At 55.7% G+C, this 12,860-nt stretch carries 12 protein-coding genes; 6 read left to right on the top strand and 6 right to left on the bottom strand.

From position 1 onward, the window contains the following. Together IQ273_RS22390 and IQ273_RS22385 are read right to left on the bottom strand one after the other, a co-directional pair. Positions 1–370: low molecular weight protein-tyrosine-phosphatase (locus IQ273_RS22390; RefSeq protein ID WP_194025378.1), on the bottom strand; the 370-nt coding region annotated here is incomplete at its 3' end. Between the two features lie 11 nt (positions 371–381). Then, positions 382–726, bottom strand: a complete 345-nt coding sequence (locus IQ273_RS22385; RefSeq protein ID WP_194025377.1) for a YbaB/EbfC family nucleoid-associated protein — start codon at positions 724–726, stop codon at positions 382–384. Positions 727–993: 267 nt separating this feature from the next. Here IQ273_RS22385 and IQ273_RS22380 point away from each other — a divergent pair, with 267 nt between their 5' ends. Next, the gene (locus tag IQ273_RS22380) at positions 994–1,311 is read left to right on the top strand and encodes a DUF1825 family protein (RefSeq protein ID WP_194025376.1); all 318 of its coding nucleotides are present in this window, start codon (positions 994–996) and stop codon (positions 1,309–1,311) included. Between the two features lie 418 nt (positions 1,312–1,729). After that, positions 1,730–3,025, top strand: coding sequence for an ATP-binding protein (locus IQ273_RS22375; protein WP_194025380.1), 1,296 nt, complete (start codon positions 1,730–1,732; stop codon positions 3,023–3,025). Positions 3,026–3,220: 195 nt separating this feature from the next. Here IQ273_RS22375 and IQ273_RS22370 read toward each other — a convergent pair whose 3' ends face one another. From IQ273_RS22370 to IQ273_RS22360, 3 genes are all read right to left on the bottom strand, one after another. Continuing rightward, on the bottom strand, positions 3,221–3,424 hold the full coding sequence (locus tag IQ273_RS22370; protein ID WP_194025375.1) for a hypothetical protein: 204 nt from the start codon (positions 3,422–3,424) through the stop codon (positions 3,221–3,223). Between the two features lie 189 nt (positions 3,425–3,613). After that, on the bottom strand, positions 3,614–5,764 hold the full coding sequence (locus IQ273_RS22365) for an IS1096 element passenger TnpR family protein (protein WP_194025374.1): 2,151 nt from the start codon (positions 5,762–5,764) through the stop codon (positions 3,614–3,616). Positions 5,765–6,138: 374 nt separating this feature from the next. Further along, positions 6,139–7,827 carry a SpoIID/LytB domain-containing protein gene (locus IQ273_RS22360; RefSeq protein ID WP_194025373.1) on the bottom strand — a complete coding sequence of 563 codons (1,689 nt, stop codon included), beginning with the start codon at positions 7,825–7,827 and terminating at the stop codon, positions 6,139–6,141. Positions 7,828–8,032: 205 nt separating this feature from the next. Here IQ273_RS22360 and IQ273_RS22355 point away from each other — a divergent pair, with 205 nt between their 5' ends. The 4 genes from IQ273_RS22355 (at position 8,033) to IQ273_RS22340 (ending at position 11,355) form a co-directional block, all read left to right on the top strand. Next, on the top strand, positions 8,033–8,707 hold the full coding sequence (locus IQ273_RS22355) for an amino acid ABC transporter permease (RefSeq protein WP_194025372.1): 675 nt from the start codon (positions 8,033–8,035) through the stop codon (positions 8,705–8,707). 46 nt (positions 8,708–8,753) lie between these two features. After that, positions 8,754–9,404: an amino acid ABC transporter permease gene (locus IQ273_RS22350; protein ID WP_194025371.1), complete on the top strand. Its 651-nt coding sequence runs from the start codon at positions 8,754–8,756 to the stop codon at positions 9,402–9,404. 120 nt (positions 9,405–9,524) lie between these two features. Beyond that, positions 9,525–10,448, top strand: coding sequence for a transporter substrate-binding domain-containing protein (locus IQ273_RS22345; RefSeq protein WP_228053605.1), 924 nt, complete (start codon positions 9,525–9,527; stop codon positions 10,446–10,448). Positions 10,449–10,560: 112 nt separating this feature from the next. Beyond that, positions 10,561–11,355: an amino acid ABC transporter ATP-binding protein gene (locus IQ273_RS22340; RefSeq protein ID WP_194025370.1), complete on the top strand. Its 795-nt coding sequence runs from the start codon at positions 10,561–10,563 to the stop codon at positions 11,353–11,355. A gap of 744 nt (positions 11,356–12,099) precedes the next feature. Here IQ273_RS22340 and IQ273_RS22335 read toward each other — a convergent pair. Then, positions 12,100–12,666 (bottom strand): hypothetical protein, encoded by a 567-nt coding sequence (locus tag IQ273_RS22335; RefSeq protein ID WP_194025369.1) that lies wholly within the window; start codon positions 12,664–12,666, stop codon positions 12,100–12,102. Between the last annotated feature and the right edge of the window lie 194 nt (positions 12,667–12,860).

The following is a 12,860-nucleotide window of genomic DNA, read 5'->3' as shown; positions in this document are numbered from 1 at the left end:
CTTCGCGATCGGGGTGGGTACGGCAAAAGTCGCACATGAGCCGCACTCGATCGGCGTGCTGACCGGTGGGGTCGAGGGCCATAATGTCGCGATAGTTTTGCTGGTCCATAGCCAGAATGTAGTCAAAGCGATCGAAGTCAATGACATCAAACTGGCGGGCTTGCCCCACAAGATCAATTCCCCTGGCCTTGGCGGCCTGGGTCATGCGGCGATCGGGGCGGCTGCCCACGTGGTAGCTGGCCGTACCCGCCGAGTCGCACATCACCTGGTCACCCAGCTGCCGCTGCGCAATCAGGTGATTCATGATGTTTTCGGCTGAGGGCGACCGGCAAATATTGCCCAGGCAGACAAATAAAAGGCGGGTGGTCATAGCGCTGGGGCCTACATGCCCGGCAGGTTGAGGCCACCGGTAAGTACCTCCATGCGATCGCGCATGGTAGCCGTCGACTTTTCGTAGGCATCTTTCATCGCCGCCGTCACCAGGTCAGAGAGCACCTCGGCCCCTTCATTGAGGGCGTCTGGAGCGATCGTCACACCCTTGGGTTCTTGGTTACCGCTCATGGTCACCTTGACCAGGCCACCACCCGACTCGCCTTCGATCTCCATTTGCTCCAGCTCTTCCTGTAGCTGCTTGGCCCCTTCTTGAATCTGCTGGGCTTTTTTGAAGGCTTCGGTCAGCTCCTTCATCTTGCCTAACCCAAACCCAAACCCTTGACCTTGTGACATGGAGTTTCTCTCGAACGTACAGCGCGCTGGTGGCACCTCGGCGGGTGTCGTCAATCAGCTATACGATTCTAACGCCAAGCGACAAGATCGAATCGAAGAAGAGATTAAGTAGGGTTATCTACCCTTGGCCGGGGGCTAATCTAAACCTTACGATTCTAATATTGGAAGGCTCGATACCCACTCGTTTGGATTGCCCACTGGGGGATTGCCCATTCAGGTGTAGCGAGATGACTCACATTAGCTCTCAGCGTAAAACGCATATAAGCCATGGGATTTTTTGATTCAGAAATTGTCCAGCAAGAGGCCATGCAGCTGTTTCAGGACTATCAATCGCTGGTGCAGTTAGGCGGCAACTACGGCAAATTCGACCGCGAGGGCAAGAAGATGTACATTGCCCAAATGGAAGCGATGATGGACCGCTACCACATCTTTATGAAGCGTTTTGAGCTGTCGGAAGATTTTCAGGCTCAGATGACTGTAGAACAGCTCAAAACCCAGCTGGGTCAGTTTGGTATGACCCCCGATATGATGTTTCAGCAGATGCAGCAGACTCTAGAGCGCATGAAGGCCGAAATTGGGGCGTAACCACTGCCTTCTGTCTTCTAATACCTTCTGTCTTTTAATAATAGAAGACGGCCAGTACTTGACCAAGTTGGATTTTGACCAGCTCTAACGGCCTAGGGTACAGGGCTCACGGTGTACGGTTTAAGGCCTACCGTGAACCTTAAACCGTACACCGTGAATCCCCACTAACCTGTCACCTTTAGCTTGGCAGATCACTAGGACTCGACGGCTGAAATATGCCCACCATTCCGAATTGCTTGGCTCCCTAGCCCCCCTGCTCCCTAGCTCCCGGAGAATAGTATCTAAGCTTGCGCCGCAGATCAATAGTTGCGATCGCCTGGTCTAGAGTATCTCGACCCCAGTTGCCTCGGGGCGGCATCATCCGGCATTCTGTCAGTATCCCAGCAACTACCTCAGCCCCTTGAAAACTACTAACGGCATGCCAGAGTTAGCCGCCGCCCAGGCCGACGTGCATCAGTACCGCCAGCGCCTCGACGGGCTGTTGCTCTACGGAGGGGTGTTTCAGACTGCCGTAGGTGAAACGTTTTTAGCCCTACTCGATGCTCTACAAATCGAGGATGCGGCCCTCAGCTCAAGACGCTATGCCGCCTGGTTTCAGGCTTTGGCCAGTACGGGCACCAGCTGGGGCACTCACCTGCTGTGGCAAATGGCCTACGCCGAAAATCCGTTTACGGCCCAGGCCCAGGCCACATCCTACAACGACCTACCGCCAGCCCTGGTCGCCGCCGCTGGCCACGACTTAGATCAGCTCCAGGCTCTGCACCAGCTCAGCGGTGATCAGGTGGCCGGGTGGGTGCAGGCGATCGCGCACCTGCCTGCCCCCCCGGTAGCCTGGACTATTGCCGAAACCCCTTCATCGCCACTGCCGTTGCCCCCTGAGGCTCCCTGGGCCGAGGCTGTAGCCGACCTGGCCGCGCACTATCGCCGCCACGGTGCCGGGCTGTTTGCCCAGTACCGCGCCTTTAGCTGGCGCAGTGGATCGCTCCAGGGCATCGCCGACCCCGACCCCATTGGCCTAGGTCAGCTCACCGCCTACGACTATCCCCGCCAGCAGCTGGTGCAAAATACCCTGGCCCTGCTCAAGGGCTACTCGGCCCTCAACGTGCTGCTCTACGGCAGTCGGGGGTCGGGCAAATCTTCGCTGGTGAAGGCGCTGGTGAATGAGTACGCGCCCCAGGGGCTGCGGCTGGTGGAGGTGGCCAAGGGCGATCTGCAAGCGCTGCCCCAAATTGTGGGCGACTTAAAGTCGCGCCCGCAGAAGTTCATTATCTTTGTAGACGACCTCTCCTTTGAAGATGACGACGACACGTTCAAATCGCTCAAGGTCGTGCTGGAGGGCAGCACCACCGCCCGCCCCGCCAATGTGGTGGTCTATGCCACCTCTAACCGCCGTCACCTGGTGCGAGAATTCTTTGGCGATCGCCCCCGCCCTAGTGACCAGGACGATGTGCAGGCCTGGGATACGATGCAGGAAAAGCTGTCGTTCAGCGATCGCTTTGGCCTCACCCTCACCTTCGAGCCCGCCGACCAGCCCACCTACCTGACCATCGTTAGGCACCTGGCCGCCCAGGCCCACATTCCCCTCGCCGATGACGACCTGACCGCCCGTGCCCTACAGTGGGCCACCCGGCACAACGGGCGATCGGGCCGCGCCGCGCGTCAATTTATCGACTGGTTGACGGCAGAGCTGGACCTGGCTACCGGGCCATTCTAGGGCCATCAAAATAGGGGCATAGCTGTAGCAAGTCTGGTGAGGACTGTTTCCCTGAGAACGTTCAAACGTTTGAACGTTCTCAGGCTTTATAGATGTCCTAACCTAGGTGACTCTGGCTATATTAAAAAAGCGATCGCAGTTCATGCGATCGCTTCAAAACACCACTACCAGTTAAGCTTTCTAAAAGCTAAGGCTCTAGCGCTTTTCAGTACCCTGGTTGGGAGCACCCTCTAGGCCGGTGTTGCTGCTGCCGCCTTCGGGTTGGGCTTCTTCTTTGCCATCACCTGCTTCGTACATGCCGGTGTGACGCTGCATCGGATCAAGGGGAGTGTTATACCCATCTTGCTCTTCGCTGCTGCTCTTAGCCTTGCTTTTATCTTCTGACTTTGAATTAGCCATCTTAAAGGCCTCCTAGTTCAGGTTTCCTTTATTACATTAATGCGACCGCAGGCTCTCTCACTCTATCGCTAGAAGGGAGTAACCCTAGCTCAAAAGGAAGACGTTGCCTTCCTGTTTGATCGACGATGGCTGAGGTGCTGGGGGCGGCGATCGCCCTTGGGTGCCGGTCTTGAACCATCGCGCCCATCCCTACCAATCTCCCTCAGGATATTGCTCTGGAGCCTCGCCGTGAACCTCCAAAATTTCTCCCAGGGGCTGAGGCTTTTTGCGCTTAGCGGTCTTGGTCTGTTTAATCTTTTGCAACCCTTTTGCAGAGTCAGCCGCCAGCGCAGGCTCTAGGTTTTCCTCTATCTTTTCTAAAACAAGCTGAAACTCCCAGCAGTCGCCAAAGTCGAACAGGTAGTCCATAGTGCTGCCCATCTGCAGCGGCAGGCTACCCACCTTGACCTCATCGGTAGCCAAATCGCCCTCAGCAAAAGGATGACTAATTTGCATCACTCGGCCGGTCGGAGTTTTGACGGTGAACTGATAGAGGTGGTCGTGATCAAACTCGACTGAGTCTAAAATCAAGCTGCTTAAGACGTCTAGGGTCGCCGCTCCGGCGATTGCAATTCGTCGCCATATCTTGCCCAGCGACACCTTAAAGATGTGCCTACCCGGTCGAAATTCGGTACTGGGCACCAGCAGGCTCTGCTGCCAGGCCGGGAAATAGGGTTGCAGCACTGGCTGCAATTCGCCCAGGGGCTGAGTCGGGTCGATGGCACCGGGCCACTCGTAGTCGACCGCCTGATAGGCTTTGTGAAGCAAGGTGATCAGGGCCTTGCCCCAGGGTTCGGCCTTTACCGCTTTGAACCGCCAGCCCTTGCCAGGGTCAGGCTGGCCTGGGGTTATAGCAATCAGCCCAAACATTTCCATCAGCACGAGGTTTTCCAGCCCTGGGTAGTAGACGAACTGGCTTTGAGCGCTGTAGTCGGCAAAGGTGACGGTGGCTTTTTGGGTCAGCTTGGGCCAGCTCTGGATGCAGCGATCGCCTACCATTAGCGGCCCACTGCGGTCTTCGCCCAGCATCTCAGGGTGACTGCGAATGAACCAGGTCTCCAGTAGCGAAAAGTATTTTTCCGTGGGGTTGAGCTGCTGCCATGAGTTATAGACCGCTGGGTTTAGCACCAGCCGAGACTGCTTTCCCTGGGTTACCACATCGGTAATGCCCGTGGCCCGCAGCAGCAGATACAACCCGTGAATATTGGGGTACGACTTTTGCTGAGGCCGCTTTAGATCAATTTGAATAGGGTGGCTCAGCCGCTGATTCAAATCTTCTAGCACCTTGAGTGAGACATGCTGGCGCTTGCCGCTCACCGGTATGCCCTTGTCATCAATAATTTCCAGAGTCGTCTGAAAATCTTGCAGAATGGTGCCTGGGGCAGTTTCGGTAATGGTCTGATTCTCTAACACCGCCTGGTCTGCTGCAGAGAGAGCGATTTCTTCGCCAAGGTTACTTTGCAGTAGGCTGATGCGCAGGTCGGCCATGGTCCCCCGACCGGGCGGGGCCAAGGGCTCAATATCATCTTCTAGTTCATCATCTTCTAATTCAGCCATCAGCTGCTCGGCGGCATCAGGGTCCATCTTCATGAGACCGCCAAAAAACTGCGTTATCAGCTGCATAGGGTTGACCATTTCCCCCTCGGCAGGTATCTCAATGCCTAACTCCTCAAAGGCCCGTTGCATATCAGCGGGTGGGGTGGTCATCTCAAAGGATTCTGTCAGAAATTCTGCCGGGAGCATCGGCACTGTAGGCGGCATCGGCGGACGAGCCGGTAAATTGCGGTTGTACTCTGCTTGAAAGGCGGTTAACCCCTCCTGGGTAGTCATATCAAACCCAGCCGCCATACCCTGGGTGAGAAAGTTCTTGGCGATGCCGCCCCGCTGGGGATCAAACATCCACTGCGGAAACTTGGTTTCGATCGAGCGCAGGTACTTGGCGATCGCCTTGGCGCTGCGAAATTTGTAAACCTCGTCGATGAACATCCAGAATGGCACCAGTTCATCAATCGCCCCATCGGTATCACTGGGGTCAAGCAGGGTCAGCTTGCGAGGCAGAATATATTCCATTACCTCTTGAACATTGGCCTTAGTCATTTTGGGCAGGGTATACCCGCCGTAGATGTAGGCTATTTCAATAAAGCTGCCAATCCAGTCGCCTCCTACGGGGTTTTGCTCAACGTGGGCTTGGCCAGTTTTCGAGGCGGCAAAGGCCTCCAGCGCCCCGTCAATGTAGTCTTCTAGCAACGGCTCGGCATCGTCGTAGTCGAGATTGTCTAGCTGATGAATGTTGAAGACCATGACCCATAGCTCCTGACAGCTCAACAGGGGGATAACTGCCTATAGGCTACCGTGCGGATCAAATTTCTCTAAGGGAATGTTTACAAGTTCTTTACGCTTAGAGATCTGCGGGTTAGTGGTGTACCAGGTAGCCAGGTTTCGACTTCGCTCAACCTTCAGTGATCGAGGGCTAAGCGAAGTCGAAGTCCGATCAGCAAGTACCTTCTTCAGTGATCGAGGGCTGAGCGCAATCGAAGTCCAATCAGCAGGTACCTTCTTCAGTGATCGAGGGCTGAGCGAAGTCGAAGTCCGATCAGCAAGTACCTTCTTCAGTGATCGAGGGCTGAGCGAAGTCGAAGTCCAATCAGCAGGTACCTTATTTTCTTGCGAGTCCCTTACTTCTGAATCGGATCGCGCCAGAAGGTAATATTGTCGCCAATGGGCTGTAGCGTGGTGCCGGGGTAATAGAACTGCAAAATGCGCGGGTAGGTCCAGCCCAGGTTGCCCAGTCTATAGGAGCCGGTTTGACTCATACCGACGCCGTGGCCCCAGCCGCCGCCCACAAAGCGATAGCCCACCATCTGTGAACTGGCCGCCGGGGGCGACCCTTCAGTTACGGGGGGAGCCGTGCCAACAGCGGCTGGGGTTTGGTACATCGGCTCGACATAAAACAGCAGACTGCGGGGAGCGGTTAGCACCCGCACAATTTCGTCTTTCTTGAGCTGCACCACGCCCAGATCGGTTTCGATATCGATCGCCTGTACCCGGCCCGAGTTGGCCCGTTCAGAGACCCGCACCGAGTTGACCTGGGTAAGCCCGGCCATGGGGTGCTGGCGCTTGCCCAAATAGCCCTTGAGATCTTGAGTGATCTCAGCCAGGGTGCTCTCGTTGCGCCAGCGAAACAGCCGCCAGGTGTCTTCGTTGAACCCCTCATCGATCGCCAAAAACCGCTGGATGCTTTCTTCGGTGTTGAGCGGGTACTGGTTGATATTCCATAGGCCGTAGACCGAGTCGACCACTGGCCTCAGGTAGGGGCGATCGGGGCCATCCCACACGTCACTAAAGGCGGCGGTAACCCCACCCGTAGTAGAGGAGTAGAGGGCATCGACCAGCTCGTTCTCGTAGGTGAGCACCTGCCCCTGGGTGGCCTGAATGGCCTGGTCGGCCGAGGGTGCGGTATCCGTCAGCCCCCGGTACACCTGGCACTGGGTATCGGCACAGAGCTGGTAATCGTCGATCGCAAACCGACGTAAATTCCTCAGGGCGTAGGTGCGGGCCAGTACTGTCTGGGCTTGAATGGCGGGCACCGGGGCGCTAGGGCCAATTTCGTGGGGCACCACGCCGCGCAGGTAGGTTTCGATCGGCACGCTGTTGACTAGGGTGTAGGTGCCGTAGGTGTTGGGCTGTACCCGCAGGGTGCCGCCGTAGACGCGGGTTACCGGCGTCTCTCCCGATTGAATGACCCGCACCCGTCCGCCGCTGGCGCGAATATCGAGGCTGTCACGCTGGTAGCGGTAGCCGTTGGCCTCAAAGTAGGCCTTGGGCACTTGGCCCAGCACCCGACTGTCGAGAAAGACTTCGCTAAAGCCCTGAGCCTTTAGGTTTTGCACCAGCAGACGGCGCACCAGGGGGCTGTTGTAGGTGTCGCGCTTGGCCCACACCTCCCAGCTGCCGGGCTGGGCAATTTCGGGCTCAATGCCGCGCTGTCGCCACTGCTCGGCGCTGTATTCGGCGGTTTCAAAGCTGCGGTGGTTGCTGAGCACTACGCGTTCGCCCAGGGTGGCCTCGGGCAGTGGCTCGGGGGCTAGGCCCAGCACCACGCGGGTGGTGGTGACGGTCTGGGGCTGGCCCTGGGTGTCAAAGTTTAGGGTGAGCTGCTCGCCGGGCAAGGCTTCGAGGGTGATGCGGTCTTGCAGGTTTTCGCCAAAGCGCTGCACAATGCCGACCTGAATCACCGGGTTTTGGGCGGCTGGGGCTGGGGCTGCTGTCCAGGTGGTGAGGGCGATCGCAATTCCCCCCACGGCCTCCATCAGCTGCCGCACCCCTGGCCGGGCTGAAACCCGAAATGAAAACGTTGTCACCATAGCGATTCGCTCGTAAGCCGTTGTCCATCCCCCATAGTAGGACAGCCGTTGGCTCCTGACATCTCCGCCTGCCCGCCCGCGCAGAAACTAAATGTGCCAAGAATTACAAACCACCTCTGATGGCTGGAGTATAACTCTATCGAGAATCTACAAAGTTTTGCCTTAGCGCTTCGCTGCATTTCGGCTGTCGGGAGCAGTTCAATTTATGGGATACACGCCAAACTACTCCGTAATATTTAATAACCTGGGCTTTTTTATTCAGGGGGCGATCGCCACGCTGCAGCTGGCCATGACCTCTATTTTCTTGGGTCTACTGCTGGGTATTTTAGGTGCCCTGGGCCGCACCTCCGGCAACCGCATTTTGAACGGCATTGCTGTCGCCTACGTAGAATTTTTTCGCAACACCCCGTTTCTGATTCAGTTATTTTTCTTTTACTTCGGCTTTTCCAGCGTGGGCCTGCGAATGACAGCCTGGCAGGCGGCGGTGCTGGCCCTGGCAATCAACTTTGGGGCCTACTCTACCGAGATTGTGCGGGCGGGCATTGAGGGCATTGGCAAAGGCCAAGTGGAGGCCGGATTGGCCCTGGGCCTGAAAAAAATGCAGATTTTCCGGCGCATTATCCTGGTGCCTGCCTTGGGGAATATCTACCCTGCCCTGGTGAGTCAGATTGTGATCGCCATTCTGTTTACTAGCGTGGTGTCGCAGGTTTCTGCTGAAGAGCTGACTTTTGTGGGCAGCTACCTGCAATCGCGCACCTTCCGCAGCTTTGAAATCTATTTCTTTATTTCGCTGCTGTACCTGGTCATGGTGTGGATCGTGAAGCTGGTGGCCTACTTGGTTCAGCGCCGCTTTTTTGGGTTCATGCGCTACGTGCGCTGAGGACTGCGTCGGTTTATTTGTCTTACCAATCGCAAGTGCTGCCTCTATGCAAGATTTCACCCTGACTAACATTACCTACAGTCTGCTGTTGGCTACTCGCTGGACAATTGTGCTGTCGCTGATTGCCTTTGTGGGGGGCGGCCTGGTGGGCTTCTTGCTGATGCTGATGCGAATTTCGCCTGTTGCCTGGGTGCGGCTGCCCAGCATAGTCTATATCGAGTTTTTTCAGGGTACGCCGCTAATCATGCAGCTGTTTCTGGTGTTCTTTGGCATTTCGGTACTGTTTCAGATCAATCTGTCAGCATGGGAGGCGGCTACCATTGCCCTGACCACCTACACCAGCGCCTTTCTGGCCGATATCTGGCGCGGCTCCATTGAGGCCATTCCCCAGGGCCAATGGGAGGCGGCCCGTGCCCTAGGGTTGAGTTATTTCAAACAGCTCAAGCGGATCATTTTGCCCCAGGCGGTGAAAATGTCGGTGCCGTCTACGGTGGGGTTTGCGGTGCAGGTGGTAAAGGGCACGTCGCTGGCTTCGGTAATAGGGTTTGTGGAGTTGACCCGCTCGGCGGCCTCGATCAGCAATGTCACCTTTCAGCCGTTTCTGGTGTTTTCCATCGCGGCGGCGATCTATTTCTGCCTCTGTTTTCCCCTGTCGCTGCTCAGCAAGCGTCTAGAGCGACGGTTCGTGTTTGAGTAGCCGTTCTGAAAGATGCATTTGCAGAACTGGTGAGTAATGCATTACACAGGGCATTGGTTAAAAAAGCCCTATCCTACTGAAAATTTCTGCATACAGAATGCAAATGCAAGGACATGACTCATGACTGTTCAGCGCAATTCCTCTAAATCCACTAGCCCCAGACGGTTTTTGGTAGCTTGGCGACGGCCCTGGGCTGCGATCGCGATCGCCCTGGTGATGGTAGTTGGCATTGTTGCCTGCGGTGGCGGTGGCTCGATTACGGATCAGTCTGTTGCGGGAGATGCTACCGCCACCGCACCAGCCGAGGGCGGTGCCCCAGCCACCGCTGGCTCTACCCTCGATGCAATTCTCAGTCGGGGCACGGTGCGGGTGGCGGTACCCCAAGACTCATCGCCCTTTGGCTTTGTCGGGACCGACATGCAGCCCCAGGGCTACGACGTAGATGTGGCGGGTCTGCTGGCCGAAGCCTTAGAGGTGGATCTAGAGCTGGTGCCGGTTACCAGCACCAACCGCATTCCCTATCTGCAAACCGATCGCGTAGATGTGGTGATCTCAAGTCTGGGGGCTACCCCCGAGCGGGCCAAGTCGATCTACTTCTCGCGGCCCTACGCCCCCTTCTTCTCGGGCATCTACGGAGCCGCTGGTGTTGCGGTATCTGCCTACGACGACCTGTCGGGGTATCGGGTGGGTGTCACCCAGGGCGCGATCGAAGATCTGGATCTGTCGAGCCGGGGGCCAGAGGACATGACCATCCAGCGCTACGACGATAACAGCACCACGGTCTCAGCCCTGCTGGCGGGTCAGGTAGACCTGATTGCCGTGGGCAACACCATCGCTGCCCAAGTGATTCAGGAAAATCCGGGCCGCAACCTAGAGAACAAGTTTGTAATTCGCAACTCGCCCTGTTACATCGGCGTGCGGCGGGGCGATCTTGACATGCTGCAATGGCTAAATGTATTTGTCACCAACCACCGATTGGATGGCTCCCTTGATGAGCTGTCAGAGAAGTGGTTTGGCGAACCCCTAGAGTTGCCCAACGTGTAGGGAGCCAGAAACCTGGTTTCTAGTTCAGGCGAATAGTGCTTTGGTCAATTGCCGAGAAGAAACCGGGTTTCTAACACCACGAATACCCTTTACCTTTACCCATCCCCGTGCCATGACTTCTACCCCTCTTGACCCGGCTACCGCTGCTGCCCAGGCCGTTGCCCACGACCCCAACGCCGTTATCATCGCTGAAGGCGTCGAAAAGTGGTATGCCAACAACTTTCATGTGCTCAAGGGTGTTGACCTAACGGTGCGCCGGGGCGAGGTGGTAGTGATCATGGGGCCGTCGGGTTCCGGCAAGTCCACCTTCATTCGCACCTTTAACGCTCTAGAGCCTTACCAGAAGGGCCGAATTGAAATTGATGGCACTGAACTCACCCACAAGATGCGCAACGTCGAGGTGATTCGGCGGGAGGTGGGGATGGTGTTTCAGCAGTTCAACCTGTTCCCCCACCTGACGGTGCTCGAAAATGTGATGCTGGCTCCGATGGAGGTGCGGGGCTGGAAAAAGGCCCAAGCCAAAGATAAAGCTGGTGAACTTCTGGAGCGGGTAGGCATTCTCAGCCAGGCCCAGAAGTACCCCGGCCAGCTGTCGGGGGGGCAGCAGCAGCGGGTGGCGATCGCCCGCGCCCTGGCCATGCAGCCCAAGGTAATGCTATTTGATGAGCCCACTAGCGCCCTTGACCCCGAGATGGTGCGAGAGGTGCTCGACGTGATGCGTACCCTGGCAGCCGACGGCATGACCATGGTGTGCGTCACCCATGAGGTGGGCTTTGCTCGCGAGGTAGCCGATCGCGCCGTACTGATGGCCGATGGGCTAATTGTCGAAGAGGGCACGCCACAGCAGTTTTTCAGCAATCCTCAGCGCGATCGCACCCGTCAGTTTCTCTCCCAGATCTTGCACTGACCAGTCATTGATACTGCGCCTTCGATCGCAGGAGACAGGCTGCCGGGCCAGATTGGCGTAGCCTATGATTGAAGCACGCCGTCTTTTGAGCTAAGACCATAGTCAAAGCCGACCTCTATCTAAGTAGGGTAACAACTAAGCTTTCAGCCCTTAATTCATAGCAATGAAGTAGGGGTGACGATCGCAGGTGATGACGGTGAAAAAGTAGGTGGCTGCTGGGGTTTGGGTGCGGCGATCGCGCATAAACGGGGGAAGGAACTTGTGCGCTTAAGGTAGGTTGTTGGGCAAGCAAACTATCAGGGGAGTTGTGTCCCACTGGCGCTTTACCAACCTAAAGCAGCTGGCAACTTGATGATGCACCTCGCAACTTTTGCCGGTTGTGCCAAAATAGCCCTATAGCATTGGCAGGGTATGTAGATGACTACCTTCGAGACTATTGTGCGTAGCTGGCATCTGTACCGGAACCATTGCTTTTGCGGGTGCTGAGTTTTATTCGGTTAGTAAAAGGTAGCGCTACTCTAGCTTCTGATTCTTCCCGCGCACCTCGCACTTCAGGTTTGCATCAGGGGCAGATATGAATGAGCGAGGATTTTAATAATCCCTTGCCTGATAATTGGTAGGTTGGGTTGAGCTAGCGAAACCCAACAGCCACCGTTAATCTAATAATCTAGCATTATGTAATACCACAGTGGGTTGAGAGTAAAATACTCCTGGGATTGTTGGATTTTCTGCGCTCGCTTTTTGCTATACCTTCCAATTTGGTGGCAGGAAATCGAGAGAGTTTGTTCCAAGTGTAATTCTGGAATTCGCAATCTGTGAGAGAATTCGCGACGCCAGCACACCCCAAACAAGTCTTAGTTCGATCGCTGTCGTGGAAGCACGCGGCATCTTTTCCTTTAAAATCGTAAACATCACATCGTATCCAGAATGCCCCCTTAGAGGTTTAGCCATTGATGAAATCCTATCAGCTATAGGTGCATCTTCAATTTTGCCAATGTCAATTCGGTGCGCAAATTCGTTACGTATACGACGAAATGAATCAATTTTGCTTGCAACGTCTTCGGATAGTAAGCCTAATCTATATGCCGCTTGAGCTCTAGCGCTGAACGTTCCAAGTGGTCCGTCGCTGTCTGTAAAGTTGTCTTTACTATTTCGTGGTGGAATGAGTTGCGATTCAAGTAGTTCGCGAAGTAGTTCGTCAAGCTTAGCGGCACCCAAGACCACAGCAGCGCGGTCTGATTCATAGACAAGCTCCAGAAAGAGATCCAAGAAGGAATCGGAGAGCTCTCGCTTATCATTCAAGTCAGACATTGGTTTATGTGTATAACGTCAAAGTGCAACGGCAACAGTTATTTTGCATGGTTGCGTAAATAAAATGGTAATTAGTCACCGCAACAAAGCTGGTCTATTGCGAATAGGGCAAAAGTTTGTAGCATAAGGGGCATGACGATCCAACCGCATCCAGAATCAAACCTCTCGGAGATCGACCCTGAAGAGCAAGGGGC

The organism is Nodosilinea sp. LEGE 07298, assembly GCF_015207265.1.
In the GTDB taxonomy this organism is placed as follows: domain Bacteria; phylum Cyanobacteriota; class Cyanobacteriia; order Phormidesmidales; family Phormidesmidaceae; genus Nodosilinea.
Note: the sequence above shows the minus strand (reverse complement) of the source record. Positions and strands in the feature narration are given on the sequence as shown.